Source organism: Catenulispora pinistramenti (assembly GCF_018274385.1).
Classification (GTDB): Bacteria; Actinomycetota; Actinomycetes; order Streptomycetales; family Catenulisporaceae; genus Catenulispora; species Catenulispora pinistramenti.
The window spans coordinates 1-14,903 of record NZ_JAAFYZ010000051.1; the positions used below are offsets into that span (position 1 = coordinate 1).

A 14,903-nucleotide genomic window follows, 5' to 3' on the forward strand; every position below is an offset into this window, starting at 1 on the left:
GGTAGGGCGGGGAGCAGAGAGTCGGGGATGCCGAGTTTCTGGGTGAACTCGAGAATCTGACGCCGATCGGCAATGCTGCGTCGCCCATTCATCAGACGGCTGATCACCGACTGGTCGACGTTGAACGCGGCTGCGAGCATCGCCTGCCGGGCCCCGGTATGCATGCGGTATAGGCGCAGCACCGTACCCAGGTCCCACTTCACCATAGCTTGGGCGACCTGAGCGCTGGCCCACAGCTCTGGTGAGGCCGCTAGCCGCGTGTCACGGCTACAGGCACCGCAGCGCGTTCCCCGGTTGTACTGGCTCAGGGAGGCGCGACATCCGGTGCAGCGTCTCATCTCACCATCGGCCATGACTACTCCCTGTAGTCCATCCAGATGCCGTCAGTGTCCTTGCCTGGACCACCCTGTCATAAACCCACATATCCGGGTGCTGAAAACCGAGCGATGCTGGCTGTGGCGAGATCAACAGCCTGCGATATCCGACGAGATCGGAGAGTCAGGTCAGACAGAGGAACGGCGCGAAGTGAACGAGCAGTATTCAGGTGTCACGCCGGTCTTCCGGGGCACGGAGCACGAAGTCGGGCGCCGTCTGCGGGAGCTGCACCTCGCAGGAGCGGAATCGTATGCGGTCGACCGTGCTCTGCAACAGGTTCAAGAGGGCAACCGCCACATTATCTGTGAAGGTGAAGAGTTTGAGGTCCTGGACCAGGAGTGGTCGATCGTCCAGGATGTCTACGGCTGTCCGGACGGGCGGGACTGCCGGAACATCTCCAGGCGTCAGCGTCGGCGCTTCGAAGCCACTATTCGGGCTCGCGTTCAATCAGGGGAATGAGCCGTGCCCTACTACTCCGCCACGTTCCCGGGCAGCAGGGAATCCATACACGAAGCGCGCGCGTGGACCCAGCACGTGCTCGGAGAAGCGCTAGGCGTAGATGACGTGGTGCTCGTAGCATCAGAGCTCGTCACAAACGCCATTCGCCACACTACAAGTGGTCTGCCCGGCGGCACTTTCACCGTGCACCTGGCGGCTTTCACCAATCGGTGGCGCGTACGTGTTGATGATGCCGGCGGGCCGACTGAGCCACGAGTCCAAATAGTCGATGACGACGAGGACGAGGTTGGTCGCGGGCTCGTAATGGTCGCGAGTCTGTCGTCGGCCTGGGGAGTCCTCGGCGCCCGCCACGCTCGCGGCGTGTGGGCAGAGATCCGGGCGCCTCCTGGGAACGTCACGGATGACTGTGGCATCGGCGCTCGGGCTGTCGTGCTTTCTGAGACGGGGCGGAAATGAACCATGCGACGACAACTAGCGGGCTACCGGCCCCAGGCCTTGGGGCTTTTTGCGGGACGTGGCATTTCCCATCGAGTCGGAGCCGCCAGCTCGGCCATTTACGTGAGCCGACTGCCGGTACCTCCAGACACACAAGAGGCCTCGGCGACTCTGCGCGTTGACGATGAGGCGGAACTGGCGTTCTGGCAGATTGTCACTGGTCTGAGGACTGTGCGACAGGGAGTCGACCTCACCCAGAACGCCCTGTCGTCCCATCTGCCGGTTCGGGGTCGAGCGATCTCCGAGTGGGAGACCGGGCAGATGGAGCCGACACTGCAGCATTTGATGCAGTGGTGCCGCGCGCTGGATCAGCGCCTGGCGATCTCGAGCCCAGTCGGCGAGTTGTGGCAAGGACCATCGCGTCCGAGAGCTGGCGAGACTTGGGAGTCCTTTGAGCGACGGCGGCTGGCTTGGCCATTGCGAAACCGCCGCACGGCGTCAGGTCTCAGCCAGGCAGGGCTCGGCCAACTCGTCGGCGTGAGTCGAGACTCGATCCAGCGCTGGGAGCTTCTCCGCGTACCTCCGCGGCCGATCACGCTTGTTGTCTGGGCACAGAAGCTCGGGTGCTCGGTCGTTCTGCGGCCAGTCTGCGATCGTGGACTGGTCTGATCAAGCGGTACACCGTTTGCCAGCCGAGGACAGACTCAGCCGGCCGCGATGTGCTGCCTGGCGAGCATGAGCGCGCCGACGGTTTCCATGCCGTCGATGTCCGTTCCAATCCGCTTGAATGCATCCGCTACGGACACTGTCACGACACTCATGTCGAAATAGCGCTCGATCTCGTTGTCCAGAACGGGTTCGTGGTGCTTGGTCACCCGGGCGGAGTAGAAGTAGGTGTACTTGTTCGTCTCTGAAGGCAGGGAGTAGAAGCGGCCCAGCGGCGCCAGTTGCTCCCCGGCGGCTAGGCGGTAGCCTGTCTCCTCTTCCAGCTCACGAAGAGCCGCATCTGCTGGGTCTTCACCGGCCGACACGGCGCCGGCGGGTAGCTCCAGGCAGTGAGTCTTGAGGTTGTGCCGGTACTGGCGGACGAACACCAGCTGGTTGTCGGTGGTGATCGGGACCACCATCACGCTGGCCGGCGTGTCCATGAAGTACCAGTCGATGACCTTGCCATCGGGCATGCGGAGGTCTTCGCGTACGACCCGCTTGGGCTTGGCGAGCAGGATCTCCGTATTCAAGAGTTCGGCGTCCGCCATGCTGCCGTGCTGGGCAGTGCCGGTTGCGGTGTCGTCGTTCGCTGTCACTGTGTCCAATCCCTTGCTCGGTTCCAGGCGCTGTCGAAGTGTCTGGTGTAGCGGTCGAACATGCCCCCGTCGGAGGCGCGGCGCAGCTCCAAGGTCGGCGAGCTGCGGCCAGCGAGGTACCGGACGTAGGGCGTGACGATCAGGTGGTCGTCGGCCCGGACGATGCTAGTGGTCGGGGGAGCGGCGTAGACGCGTAGCTGCATGGCTGCGCCGCAGTCCTGCTGCATGGCGTGGAAACGCGCGAGCGACGCGGTGATCCGGGTTGCCAGGGCGCCTTCTGGGTTTCCCTCGTCTCGGTCGATGTCAAAGGTGCCAGAGAAGGTTGGGTCTAGAAGTAGAACCTTGATTTCGCAGCTGCTGCCGGCCGCCTCTTTGAGGATGACGGGGACTTCGCTGTCGAGGGCGTAGCGGTATTCGGCCATCCCGTAGAGCCACAACGTCTGATGCGCGGCTTGGATGGTGTCGTTCCACCGGTCGCGCGTGATCAGTTTGCGAGCGGCGTAGGCGATTACCGCGTCGACGTTTTCAGCGTCAGATCCGCTGGCACTCTCGGGGCCGTTGCTGGAGATAGGTGCCTGCGGGGTTCGCTGCTTGCGGGCCGCGGTCCGGAGTACCTCGACGTCGACCTGGAGCACCTGCGCCAGCGCCGGCAGCCAGTAGCGTGGCGTGACTTCGTTCTCCTGCCAGCGCCACACATCGTGTCGTGTCAGAGTGTCGCGATTCATGATCGCCATCATCTGATCGGCGACTTCCTCAAGCGTCAGGTTCAGCACGTCGCGCTGCTGCTTTATCAGCACACCGACACTCATGAGCTCAGCGTAGCGTGACCGTTACGCGCGAGCCCGCCTTCATCGAGGTCATCAGGCAAGCGCAGCGCGAATGGCTACAGCCATGGCTACACGCTGACCACCGGCATGGCCTCTTCCGCCGATACGGCGTTGAGGCACGCTCCGTATAGCGGGCCGGGTCGCTCCGGTGTGGGGACGCGGTCGGAGCGAGGCGAGGCCAGCCAGTGCACTCGCAGGCAATGGCGAGCCCGGCCCGCACTCCACAGAACGATCACGTACAGGAAAGGTGGATGGTGAACGCCGATCAGCACCGCCACGACCCTGATCCTGACCAGGAAGAAGGCCGCGCCCGCCAGGACCACCGAGAGGTTTACGAGGTTGGGCGAAATATCGAATGGCTATGCGACCCGCAACTTGCGGGGGACCTCATTGAGAACGTCCAAAAGGAGAGGCAGTGCACCAGCTGATCGCCGCGCCGTTCCTCGGCGGGCACTTCATCGTCAAACCCGGTGGCAAGCCCGGGCTCCGGCTGCCGTCCGCGTTGTTCGACGAACTAGCGGGGGCCGATCGGTGTCCGCCGGAACTGGTCGACCCGATCAAGACAGCGTTCGGCATCGACCTTGACCAGCCGCAACTTCGCGACGCGATCCTGGTCCGCGAGTCCTCACCCTTACCCAACGGAGGCTTTGGGCGCGCCTCATGGGAGATCAATCTGGGTTGCAACTGGGACTGCGAACACTGCTATCTCGCGCTGAAGAAGTTCGAAGGCCTGCTGTGGGAGGACAAGGTCAGGCTGCTCAAGACGATGCGTGACGCCGGCGTCCTGTTCCTTCAAATCACCGGCGGCGAGCCCACCATCGACCGGGACTTCATCCGCGCCTACGCCCTCGCGGCCGAGCTCGGGATGATGCTGCACATCTCGACCAACGCCTCCCAACTGCACCAGCCGCGCATCCTCGAACTCTTCGACCGGTACCCTCCTTGGCGGATTACCGCGTCCATCTACGGCGCATCCGAGGACGCCTACGACGCGCTGGTCCGGCGTCGCGGTGGGTGGCGGCTGTTCATGAGGGGGATGGCCGCGGCGATCGAGTCCGGCCTGCCTCTACGGCTGAACATCGTCCTCACCCGGTCCAACGCCCACGAGCGTGACGCGATGATCGGGCTGGCCGAGACGTGGGGCATCGAGCACAACGTGTACGGCAATCTGTCGCCGACGATCTATGGCGGCGCCGAGGTGCTCGACGCGCAAGACGTCGCCACGCTCACGCCGCGCTCGCCTTTCACCGGTTGCAACGCCGGCCACACCTTTTTCCACGTCGACCTGCACGGTCGTGCGACCGTCTGCAAGGTCGAGCGCGACGTGAAGATCGACCTCCCTACCGAAGGGCTGCCGGGATTGGCCCGGCTCGGAGCCATCGCAGACAGGGCGCAGGTGCGGACCGGTGGCTGTTCCGGCTGCGCGATCTCCGGGAGCTGCACCGTGTGTCGACCGCTGGCCAAGCTCTATCAGCAAGCCAAAGCTCCGCTATCCAGCTATTGCCAACACGGAAGGAAGGAATCGGTATGACCACAGTCATGGTGGCTCTAAGCACCCGCCCAGTCGGGGCCGAGGAGGCTGAGCAGTTGCCTCGCATCTTCGACGATGTCGACACCATCGAGATCATCGGTGACATGGGCGACTTCGGCGAGCACATGATGTGCTCCTGCTCCGACAGCGACGACCAGCCCTACTAGAGTCCGAGCAGCGGGGCCTTGTAACGAGGTCCCGCTCCTCCTCCCCTCGCACCCAAGGAGACCCGTTCTGTGGCGATGACTCATACTGACTGGTCGGACCTGCCCCAGCCCCTCCGGGATGCTGTCGAGGCCAAGGCCGGTCGCGTGGTCTCCGCACGTACCGTGGCTGCCGGGCTCAACTCCCAGATCGCCGCGGTTCTCGATACGGCCGACGGTCGGGTCTTCCTCAAGGGGGTCCCGTTGGAGGCGAGGACGGCTCTCGCCTCCCAGCGGCGTGAGGCCGCGATCAACCAGTTCGTGCTCGCCGTGTCGCCGCAGTTGTTGTGGTCTGCGGAAACCGAGGGCTGGAGTCTGCTGGCCTTCGAATACATCGGCGGGGGTCACGCTGACTACGCACCGGGTTCGCCGTACCTCGATGACGTGGTGAAGGTCGCGAACCGCCTGCACCGCGTAACTGCTCCCGACTTGCCTGAGCTCCGGGCCGCTGATCAGCGGTGGAGCGCGTGGGCCGGGGCCGATGACGCCGGGTTGCTGGCCGGAGACTCGCTTCTGCACACAGACTTCGCCGGCCACAACGTCCTCATTGGTGAGGAGGGCGGCGCATGGATCATCGATTGGGCGTGGGCGACGCGAGGTGCGAGCTTCATTGACCCGGCGTGCCTGCTCATCCGGCTCATCGATGCCGGCCATTCGGCGAAGAGCGCGGAACTGTGGGCGCAGCAGTGCGACGGATGGGACGGTGCGGACGATCGGGCCGTCGATGTCTTTGCCGCAGCCTCCGCACGCATGTGGGACGACATCGCGAAGGCCGAGCCACTGCAGTGGAAGGCGTCCATGGCCCAGTCCGCACAGAAGTGGGCGTCATTCCGCAGGGGTGCATCGTGACGGAGCCTGCCGCGCAGAGATACGACCTTCGACACCACGACGTCCGCGACGTGACAGATCGAGTCGAGCAGATGCTTGATGTCCGGCTGGACCCTGCGTCCGTGGTGCGAAAGCGTCGAACGATCGGGGCAGCGACCGCCACAGGCTCGTGGGTCCGGATCGAGCTGCGGGGCAGTGAGCGAATGGCCGGCCCGGTCGCTGGCCAGGGTTGGGGGTTCGAAGCGGCTCAGGCACTCACCGGTGTGGCGCGGCCACAGTGGTTCCGCGGCGCGTCCTGGCGTGGCGAACCTCTGCGTCCGGGTACGGTGTGGCGCGTCGACGAGGTCGAGCTGATCCGCGGTGCTGAGCCCATACGGACGAAGGCGGAGTGGCTAGAGGAAGCCGATGCCCTGCCGCCGCGGTGGTGGGACGATCTTGCCACGTCGCTGGAAGCTCTAGCGGCGGCCGACACGAGCAGGCTGGCCACCCCCGACTGCCAACCGATAACTACTGCGCGCGTCGAGGCCGAGATCCGCAGAGTGTTCCCTGTCCTTGAGGACTTGCACCCGGAACGCTGGCAGTGGATGACCGCGCATGCGGACCTCGGATGGTCCAACGTTACGGGACCGCAGCTGTGGATCACCGATTGGGAGGACTGGGGAAGAGCGCCCCGCGGCCTGGATGCGGCGAACTTGTGGGCGAACTCGCTCGGAAGCGCGTCGGTGGCGGCCAAGGTCGAGCACAGGTTCAGGTCCGACCTTGAATCGGAGACCGGCAGGATCATGGCCTTGTGGCGATGCGCGCAGATCGTCGCGTGGGGGCAGACCTATGCCTCCGCCTATGTCCGGGCCAGGACTGAGGCGACACGTATCGTCGAAGAGCTTTGAGAAGAAGGGCCTGCTACCTTCCACGAGCCATGGAATCAGTGCCTTTATAGTGCTGACTCGGCTGGAGCAGACCCTACTAACGCGATGACATGCGGACTCGGCCGCATGCCGAGGTGGGCCAGGTGATCGGTCAGGATGCCCAGCCGACGTGCCGCAGCATGATGTTGGCCCTGCTCGACATGGAGAGGCTGCCATCCTGAATCGCCTGGTCGGGATACTGGTATGTCAGGGTTCGTTGGTGCTTGTGCTGGTCGTACGCGGCTGTCTGGGGTCTTGATCGTCCGTCACCGGTCGACTTCGAGGTTCGTCAGGACAAGCAGGGCGCGGAGCAGGCTGGTGGCGCGGGCAGGATCGGTGCGCAGTTTCGTGAGGACGCGCCAGTTTTTGAGGTGGGCGAAGCCGTGCTCGACGGGGGCGCGTCCGGCGGCGATCACCTTGTTGGCGGCTTTTTTGACCGGTGGTGAGTTTGCGGTAGCGGGTGGCCTTGTAGCCGGTGACGATGACCAGGTCGTCAGGGTCGGCCGGCTTGTCCACGCCGTAGAAGCCGAGGTCGGCCAGGGCGCCGAGGCCGGCGGCCTTCAGGTGGGCGACGATGTGGTCGTGGCGGGCGGCGGTGGCGTCGTGGGTGCGGCCGGGTCTGGCGGCGGAGATCCAGATGAGCCGTCCCCTCTCGTCGGTGAGTGCGAGGAAGTGCAGGGGCGTGACGGTGGTGCTTGCCCGAGTAGTTCGGTCTGTTCGCCTTCCTGGTGCGGCGGCGGGTGGGGATGAGGGTGCCGTCGATCAGCACGACCTCGCCGCCGCGTTTCGCGATCTTGGCCAGGGCGCGGTCCAGACGCGGGCTCTGGCCGCGAGCAGGCCGATCACCTCGTTGATCCAGCGGCGCATCGTGGTCGCCGAGATGCCGTTGTCGCCGGCCAGGTCGGCGGCGCGCTGGTCGTGGCGCAGCACCGCGAGTACGAGCAGCGCGATCCGGCCTGCCGGTAGGGACCGCCAGCGGGAGCCGATCGCCTTCAGATGGGCGGGCAGCCGGTCGGCGACGTGGTTCAAGGTCGTCGTGGACAGCGGCAGGCGGCAGGAGTGGACAAGGGAGACGGCGTCCCTGGGCTGTTCGTTGGTGTTCGTCACACAACGTCGATGAGTACCGGGGACGCCCCTTACCCGCGGCTCCGATCGCCGTCCCACTTTGGGGTGAAATCAGAGGCTGCATGATCACTGCTATGCGGGACGTCATCCCGCTGGCCCCAGCACCTTCCGACGCCCGGGGCATGAATGTCTGGCGGGCCGTGTCCACGTCTTCTATCCAGGTCAGTGTGTGTTTCGCTGTCCACGGCGGACCCGATAGCGGTAAGGGATACTCAGAAGGCGGACGTGAACCGGCCGTCACCGCGTTTGCGCAGCCAGCCGCGATCGGCGAGCTTGGTCATCTTCCCGCGCAGCGGCTCCAACTTGCCGCGCACCTGAACCGGCAGACCGAGCTTGGCGCCGACCTCCTTGACCTTCACCGGCCCGACGGCATCGCGCACGATAGCCAAGATCCGCTGGTAGTCCGGCGGCAGCGCCTCGGCGTCGAGGCCGCCGACACGGGCCGGGATCAGCAGCACCGACCGGCCGCCCACCTGCGCCTCCGGCGGCGCGGGCGCCAGCGACAAGTACTCACCGAAACCCTTCTCGCTGATCCGCTGCACGACGCGCTCAGCCACCACAAGTTCGTCACCCTCGACGCGCACGTCGGCCAGCCGCTTGGCCAGCTCCTCTTCCAGGAGATCCAGCTCGGCACGCCGAGCGGCGATCCGGCCCAGCATCACGGAATCTGTCATAACGACCGAGCGTAGAAACAGCACCACGCCCCGCGACCCCGAAACGGCGGAACGGCGGAACGGCGGAACGGCGGAACGGCGGAACGATCGAGACCACGGACAGCCGCCCACGACCAGCACGAGCACCCACAAACCACGCCATGCCAGCACTCTGAACAGCCACTTCAGGATGGTGGATCTTCAGTGGAGGAGTACCTGACCGAGTGGCTGGCGGCGAAGAGCAGAATTCTGCGTCCGACAACGCACCGCGGCTATACCCAGCAGGTACAGCAGTACCTGATCCCGTACCTTGGCCACTACCGACTGGAGCGGCTCGGTGCCGTCCACGTTCGCCGTGCTTTTGAAAAGATCGCACAGGAGGCCGAGGACATCGCGGAGGCCAATGCTGCCCGACACGCAGTCCTTGCCGCCTCGAAGAAGGCGTGGCGGGACCACAACCCCGGTGCCGCTCGCGCTGCGCGGGAACTACTCGCCACCATGCCACCATTCCGGCGTCCGGCGAGCGCGGCTACTATCCAGCGCATCCGTGCGGCGCTGCGATCGGCGTTGACCGACGCGGTCAACGAGCAACTGATCACCATGAACGTTGCCAGCCTGGTGAAGCTGCCATCCGGCAAGCCGCCGAGACCCAAAGTCTGGACCGACGCCCGCGTCGAGGTGTGGCGCACGTCCGGCGTTACGCCGTATCCGGTGATGGTCTGGACCGCAGAGCAGACCGCTGCATTCCTGGAGCGCGCCTCCCGCCACCGACTCTTCGCGCTCTTCCTGCTGGCAGCACACTGCGGACTGCGCCGCGGCGAGGTGTGCGGGCTGCGCTGGCAGGACGTCGACTTCAAGGCCCGCAGCATCGAGATCAACCAACAAATCGTGCAGGTCGGCTATCACCCGACGATCGGCGCCACCAAGACCGAGGCAGGCGCGCGTGCCCTGATGCTCGCCAAGCCGGTTGTCGTCGCCGTAACCGAACATCGCGCTGCTCAACGCCGTGAAGCCGGCAAGTTCGGCGATGCCTGGCTGGACACTGGCCTGGTGTTCACCAACCGTGACGGTACGCCGCTGCAGCCGGGGCGGATCACCGACCTGTTCGCACGACTGGCTCGCGAAGCGGGCCTTCCCCCGATCCGCTTGCACGATCTGAGACACGGAACGGCAACCCACGCGCTGAGCGCTGGCGTCGCGATCAAGGTTGTCTCAGAGATGCTAGGCCACTCCACCACCGCGATCACCGCTGACCTGTACACATCGGTTGTCGACGAGGCCAAGAGGCACGCTGCGAACGCCATCGCTGCGCAACTCGAGCGCAAGATGGATGGGTCGGGGCAGCCGTCGCGGATGCGTGCGGCCTGACGCTCCTCTTCGGTAGACTCCGCGGACTCTGCCGCCACGACACGCGGCGACAGATGTTCGTGGGCTGCGTACTTCCATTCGGCGATTGGCTGAGGGACGAAGTGGAAGCAGACACTCAGATCTGGGTCTTCAGCCCTGGCCGGTGGACCGCCGCAGGGCACTTCGGCGCCGGATCTGAGATGTCGTAGACCCAATACGCGGATCTTGTCCGACCTGCTGCGCCCAACGCCTATGGCGCATGCATTCGAATGCTAAGTGAAGGCACTCCACCTCGGTGAAGGGCTTCCTTTGGACCACCTCCGCCTGCGCGCAGAGAATGCGCCGTGCCCCCACGAGGTGCAGGTGGCCGGTCTCAGCACCTCTGGCTACCGGAGAGAACGTCGGCAGCTATCAGCACGTAGTTACAGCCGGCGCACCGCCTCCTGATGAACCTCCACTTGCACGGAGAGCACTCGACCGAAGTTCCGCCGCGGCGAGGATGGGGCGAACCACCTCCGCTCGCGCAGAGAGTCCACGAGCGGCGCGGTGCGGATGGGTCCGGTGACCGATCCACCTCCGCTCGCGCAGAGAGTCCATCCCGATAGGAGAGATCATGAGCACCGACATCGATCCACCTCCGCTCGCGCAGAGAGTCCAAAGGGACACATACAAACACGTCGAAGCTCAACGATCCACCTCCGCTCGAGCGGAGGTGGATCGCTGCACGCCGAGAACCTGCTCCCGGATGAGATGGACTCTCTGCGCGAGCGGAGGTGGATCGCACACCACCGAGGCCTGACCGTGGCGCGGGAGGGACTCTCTGCGCGAGCGGAGGTGGATCGGACGAGTTCGCCGAAATCGCTGCGGAGGTTCTGGACTCTCTGCGCGAGCGGAGGTGGATCGGTGTCCAATGACGACAGCGACCGCGCCTGATCGGACTCTCTGCGCGAGCGGAGGTGGATCGCCCACGGTGCCGGCCCCGAATCGGGCCGGGTGGGACTCTCTGCGCGAGCGGAGGTGGATCGGTAATACGGTGGGAACCTCCGGGGTCGCCCCCGGACTCTCTGCGCGAGCGGAGGTGGATCGCAGGATCACGAGACCGGCGGGAACCTGGACACGGACTCTCTGCGCGAGCGGAGGTGGATCGCCTGTCCTGCACCAAAACCGAGCCATAGGGTCTGACCTGGGGTTTAGGCTGCTATTCGATACTCGTTGATCAAGCCTCCGAGTCGTTTTCGGCGGCGGATCTCGTTGATGGAAACTGGCATCGGGATCACGTTGGATGGATCATTCGGGGCGGGTAGCGCCATGCCGTGGCCTTGGTGGGACCGGCCGGCGTTGTAGTGCTCAAGGTATTCGTCCAAGACCCGACGCAGGTGGTGCTGCCCGACGATGAGGAGCCGGTCGCAGCATTCGCGGCGGATCGAGCCGATCAGCCGCTCGACGTAGGCGTTCATCCTCGGCGCCTGCGGCGCGGTCGGCAAGATCTCGATGCCGATGGCGGTGAACACGGCGTCGAAGGACTCGGTGAACTTGGCATCCCGGTCCCGGATCAGCCGGGTGAAGCGGTGGCCGGCCTGTTCCAGATCGGCGGCGAGTTCCCGGGCGACCTGAGTGGCCCAGGCGCCGGTCGGGTGGTCGGTGACACCCAGCAGATAGGCCCGGCGGCTGCCGATCTCGATGACGACCGCCGCATACAGCCGTTTCAGCGTCACGGTGTCGACGTGCAGGAAGTCGATGGCCAGAATCGTCTCGGCTTGGGTGCGCGGGAACGTTCGCCAGGTGTCGTTTCGCTGGTCCGGCGGCGGAATTGTGTGGGAGCGCAGGATTCGACGGATGGTGGAGGCGCCGATGCGGTGGCCGAGCCGGCGTAGTTCGTCTTGGATCCGCACCGTGCCGCAGCTGGGGTTCTCAGTCGAGAGCCGGACGATCAGGGCCACCAGTTCATCCGGGATCGGCGGACGACCAGGCGGCTTGGGCTGATGCCACTTGTTCGCGATGAGCCTGTGATGCCACCGCAGTAGCGTGCCGGGGGTCACCATCCGGTGTGCCTGAAGCGCCTTTGGCAGGACCCTGGCCGGCGCGGACAGCAGTGCCCGGTCGGTCCAGTCGATCCGGGGCTTCGGGTTGGTCCGGCGCGGCACCGCGACCTCCTGCCGGAGAGCAAGTAACTCCGCATCCTTCGATGCCGAGGATCGGGCCAAAAACACCAGCCAACCGAGCATGGCCACGAAGATCCGATACAGCAGACGAACAGCCGCGAAGCAAAATTCTTGCAGGTGCCCCGGCCCAGGTCACAGCTGATGGCCGAGTATTGGTGCACGACAGGCACGCATGTCGCTGTCTGCGATGCGACGTTGCTGGAACAGTGGTCGAGCCTCGCCAGTTGGGTCGCCGATCAGTGGTCTGATCTGCTCACCCGGCAGCAGATCGCCGTAGGCGCGGCGGACTGGCGGGAGCGGGGACGCACTGACTCCAAGCTGTGGCACGGTTCTCAGATGTGGAAGCCACCATTGATGGTTGCTGTTGGACTAGTAGGCGCTGAATGGGGCGGCTGTAGGTGAGAGATGGGCTTCATCGGTGGCGTCGCCGATGGCACTGGCCGTGCTAGTCTCACGTGTGGGTGCACGGCGCGACCAATAGCGGCTCTGCGATGGGCTCGCGGCCCGCACTAAGGGCCGCCTCGGGTCCGGCGAAGGGTGCCATGACGGAGTAGACGAGTGTAGGTCTCAGGTTTGGCAGCTCGGCGGTCCGTCCGGAGGCTATGAAACGGAACAACGTTGCGTGAACGCCACCGATTACGCTCTGGATCAGCTCGCGGCGATCGACGCCTGGCGGCGTGGGCGGGGCAGGCTGAAAGAACGGCAAGAACCTAGCCAGCTGCTCGGCGCGTGCCTGCCGGCCAACGGGGCCCATTGCTTCGATCTCGACCACCGCGGCAGTGGCGAACGCCGGGACCGAGGCTAGGAGGCTCAGCAGGACTTGTAGGGATGAGCAGATGGCCTTCGCCCACGTCGCCTCTGCGGTGTAGGCCTGACGGACCAGCGTGAACATCACCCCATTGCCATGCCGACAGGCAGCCAGGAACGCTCCCTCCTTGCTTTCGAAGTGCTCGTAGAAAGTTGGCCTGGTCACACCCGAGGCCCGACAGATGCTACTGACCGAGGCGTTCGCGTACCCGTTCTCTGCGACCATACGGACGAGCCCGTCGTAGACACGTTCGCGCTGGGCGGCAGCGACCTGTTCGCGTGGCAGCCGGCTAGGGCCACGCTTTATGGCCCGCTTTGGGTCGCGGGCGTCTCGCGCACCTGGGAGTGGGGGCAGTATCGTCGGCACGGCCATCATGATCCCTCCGGGATTGGATCTGGAAACTTACCAGACTCATCACACTAGGGATCTTTGTTGCTGGCGGGGCTACTGGCTCGTTGGTCCATTAGCGGCGGCGAGGTCGCCTGCTACGGTGGTCGAGGTGCCTGACGCGCTGGGGGATAGCTCCAAGGGGGTGGGTTCCTGGCTGCATCGAACGAGTGCCGGGTGGAGCCGGATTAGCTACGTCTGCAAATGCGACCACTTACTGGCGTGCGAATCTGTCGTGGTGCGCCAGCCCCGCTTGGCCACGGTTTGGTTGAGCGAATTTCGGGTTGCTCCGAAAATCGTCATACCGATCCGCGTCGTTGCTTCCGCCGCTGTTGCTTGCGCTGTCGCAGGAGGATTTGGCGAAGCTCCTCTTCGCGTCTCTGTTTCTGCTTGTGCGACCACCGTCGATACGCCCACAAGCCGCCAAAAAGAGCCACGACCACCGCCAGCACCATGCCGCTGATGACGGCAATCACGCTGTTTCGACTCGAACTTGTGGAGCCCGCGGTCCGACTCTTCGCCGTGGCAGCGTTCGGTTCGGGTGTGGGTGCGGGACGAGACAAGAGCGGGTTCGTCGTTGCAGTGGGCTCGGGTGCGGTGAGGGCTTTGGCCGGGTCAACGATGCCGCGGCCTGATGCTGCCGTCTGGTTGGTGGTACTACTGGGCGCGGTGGCTGTTGCGATCAGCCGGGTGATGATTTGAGCGGCGGACTCGTGGGGGTAGCGGGAACGCAGGAGCGCCGCCGTCGCCGCTACGAACGGTGCGGAGTAGCTCGTGCCACTGGCCGTGAAGGCGCCGCCGGAGTCGCTCAGGCTGCAGATGCCCTCGGCCGGCGCAGCCAGCGTGATATAGGAGCCTGATTCGCTCAGCGGCCAGCGGCTATTCGCGCGTGTAGTCCCCGCGACGGCGACGACGCCCGGTAGCGCCGCCGGGTACATCACAGGGTTCGCTGCCGCGCCTTCGTTGCCGGCGGCGGCGACCACGACGACGTCGTGCGAGATCGCGTACGACACAGCATCGCTGACCTCGGGATTGCTGATGTCGGTGGTTATCGAGATGTTGATGACACCGGCGCCGTGTCTCACAGCGAAGGCGATGCCTTCGGACAGGGCCAACGGCGTTATCGCGGTGCCATTGGTCGTGGCTACCCGCACCGGCAGGATCGAGGACTGCGCGGCGAGCCCGGCGATCGCAGCAGGTCCATTTGCACTGCCATCGGCGGGGCCACCGTTCCCGGCGATGATCGCGGCCACCGAGGTGCCATGAGAGTCGCTTGACGTGTCGACTCGGCCGTCAGCGCTCTGCCCGGTCAGATCCTCGCCCGGCAGTATCCGGCCGTGCAGGTCCGGATCACCGGCGTCAACACCGGTGTCGATGACGGCTACGGTGACTCCATCGCCCTGGCTCAGTGCCCAGGCTTTTTGAGCATCCAGGTGGCTGGAGTCCAGAGGCCACTGGCAGGCGGCCGGGGTCGGTCCTGGCGAAGATCCTGGCGCGAGCGCCGGTGAGATCATCAGGGTGCTTACTGTCAAGGCCGTACCGATCCGATTCATG

General features: G+C 65.2%; 17 protein-coding genes, 1 pseudogene and 1 CRISPR repeat array. Of the genes and pseudogenes, 8 read left to right on the forward strand and 10 right to left on the reverse strand.

All coding sequences use genetic code 11. The features are described 5' to 3' along the window. Positions 1-206, reverse strand: a 206-nt coding sequence (locus KGQ19_RS16835; RefSeq protein WP_212010115.1) for a helix-turn-helix domain-containing protein, incomplete at its 3' end; no start/stop codon positions are given. Positions 207-525: 319 nt separating this feature from the next. Here KGQ19_RS16835 and KGQ19_RS16840 point away from each other — a divergent pair. Genes KGQ19_RS16840 through KGQ19_RS52795 form a run of 3 tightly spaced genes read left to right on the forward strand, consistent with a single transcriptional unit; the run spans position 526 to position 1,938 of the window. After that, entirely contained in the window at positions 526-834 is a 309-nt protein-coding gene (locus KGQ19_RS16840) for a hypothetical protein (RefSeq protein ID WP_212010116.1), read from the forward strand. A gap of 3 nt (positions 835-837) precedes the next feature. Next, positions 838-1,290, forward strand: a complete 453-nt coding sequence (locus KGQ19_RS16845; protein ID WP_212010117.1) for an ATP-binding protein — start codon at positions 838-840, stop codon at positions 1,288-1,290. Positions 1,291-1,293: 3 nt separating this feature from the next. Continuing rightward, positions 1,294-1,938 carry a helix-turn-helix domain-containing protein gene (locus KGQ19_RS52795; RefSeq protein ID WP_212010118.1) on the forward strand — a complete coding sequence of 215 codons (645 nt, stop codon included), beginning with the start codon at positions 1,294-1,296 and terminating at the stop codon, positions 1,936-1,938. A gap of 35 nt (positions 1,939-1,973) precedes the next feature. Here KGQ19_RS52795 and KGQ19_RS16855 read toward each other — a convergent pair whose 3' ends face one another. Continuing rightward, positions 1,974-2,573 carry an NUDIX hydrolase gene (locus KGQ19_RS16855; RefSeq protein WP_307856435.1) on the reverse strand — a complete coding sequence of 200 codons (600 nt, stop codon included), beginning with the start codon at positions 2,571-2,573 and terminating at the stop codon, positions 1,974-1,976. Next, complete coding sequence (locus tag KGQ19_RS16860; RefSeq protein WP_212010119.1) at positions 2,570-3,382, reverse strand: DUF5919 domain-containing protein; 813 nt, start codon at positions 3,380-3,382, stop codon at positions 2,570-2,572. The genes KGQ19_RS16855 and KGQ19_RS16860 overlap by 4 nt, the downstream gene beginning before the upstream one ends. Positions 3,383-3,815: 433 nt before the next feature. On the opposite strand from KGQ19_RS16860, the gene KGQ19_RS16865 reads away from it, so the two are divergent. The 4 genes from KGQ19_RS16865 (at position 3,816) to KGQ19_RS16880 (ending at position 6,849) form a co-directional block, all read left to right on the forward strand. Next, complete coding sequence (locus tag KGQ19_RS16865; RefSeq protein ID WP_212010120.1) at positions 3,816-4,931, forward strand: radical SAM protein; 1,116 nt, start codon at positions 3,816-3,818, stop codon at positions 4,929-4,931. Next, positions 4,928-5,098: a hypothetical protein gene (locus KGQ19_RS16870; protein WP_212010121.1), complete on the forward strand. Its 171-nt coding sequence runs from the start codon at positions 4,928-4,930 to the stop codon at positions 5,096-5,098. Before KGQ19_RS16865 ends, KGQ19_RS16870 begins: the two co-directional genes overlap by 4 nt. Before the next feature lie 69 nt (positions 5,099-5,167). Continuing rightward, positions 5,168-5,983: a phosphotransferase family protein gene (locus KGQ19_RS16875; protein ID WP_212010122.1), complete on the forward strand. Its 816-nt coding sequence runs from the start codon at positions 5,168-5,170 to the stop codon at positions 5,981-5,983. After that, positions 5,980-6,849: a hypothetical protein gene (locus KGQ19_RS16880; protein WP_212010123.1), complete on the forward strand. Its 870-nt coding sequence runs from the start codon at positions 5,980-5,982 to the stop codon at positions 6,847-6,849. Before KGQ19_RS16875 ends, KGQ19_RS16880 begins: the two co-directional genes overlap by 4 nt. A 284-nt stretch (positions 6,850-7,133) precedes the next feature. Here KGQ19_RS16880 and KGQ19_RS52800 read toward each other — a convergent pair whose 3' ends face one another. From KGQ19_RS52800 to KGQ19_RS16900, 4 genes and pseudogenes are all read right to left on the reverse strand, one after another. Then, positions 7,134-7,283 (reverse strand): hypothetical protein, encoded by a 150-nt coding sequence (locus tag KGQ19_RS52800; RefSeq protein ID WP_368862112.1) that lies wholly within the window; start codon positions 7,281-7,283, stop codon positions 7,134-7,136. 154 nt (positions 7,284-7,437) lie between these two features. Further along, positions 7,438-7,545, reverse strand: a pseudogene (locus KGQ19_RS52805) (IS5/IS1182 family transposase); the annotation flags it as partial. An 84-nt stretch (positions 7,546-7,629) separates the two neighbouring features. Next, positions 7,630-7,974 (reverse strand): helix-turn-helix domain-containing protein, encoded by a 345-nt coding sequence (locus KGQ19_RS16895; protein WP_212010124.1) that lies wholly within the window; start codon positions 7,972-7,974, stop codon positions 7,630-7,632. Between the two features lie 230 nt (positions 7,975-8,204). Continuing rightward, on the reverse strand, positions 8,205-8,651 hold the full coding sequence (locus KGQ19_RS16900) for a hypothetical protein (protein WP_212010157.1): 447 nt from the start codon (positions 8,649-8,651) through the stop codon (positions 8,205-8,207). 198 nt (positions 8,652-8,849) lie between these two features. On the opposite strand from KGQ19_RS16900, the gene KGQ19_RS16905 reads away from it, so the two are divergent. Next, entirely contained in the window at positions 8,850-10,013 is a 1,164-nt protein-coding gene (locus KGQ19_RS16905) for a tyrosine-type recombinase/integrase (protein ID WP_212010125.1), read from the forward strand. Between the two features lie 731 nt (positions 10,014-10,744). Next, a CRISPR array of direct repeats spans positions 10,745-11,139; the repeat unit is 29 nt; unit sequence GGACTCTCTGCGCGAGCGGAGGTGGATCG. Between the two features lie 43 nt (positions 11,140-11,182). On the opposite strand, the gene KGQ19_RS16910 is transcribed toward KGQ19_RS16905, so the two are convergent. From KGQ19_RS16910 to KGQ19_RS16920, 3 genes are all read right to left on the reverse strand, one after another. Continuing rightward, positions 11,183-12,217, reverse strand: a complete 1,035-nt coding sequence (locus tag KGQ19_RS16910) for an integrase core domain-containing protein (protein WP_212010126.1) — start codon at positions 12,215-12,217, stop codon at positions 11,183-11,185. 388 nt (positions 12,218-12,605) lie between these two features. Beyond that, positions 12,606-13,334: a TetR/AcrR family transcriptional regulator gene (locus KGQ19_RS16915; RefSeq protein WP_212010158.1), complete on the reverse strand. Its 729-nt coding sequence runs from the start codon at positions 13,332-13,334 to the stop codon at positions 12,606-12,608. Between the two features lie 314 nt (positions 13,335-13,648). After that, positions 13,649-14,902, reverse strand: coding sequence for a S8 family serine peptidase (locus KGQ19_RS16920; RefSeq protein ID WP_212010127.1), 1,254 nt, complete (start codon positions 14,900-14,902; stop codon positions 13,649-13,651). Position 14,903 lies beyond the last annotated feature (1 nt).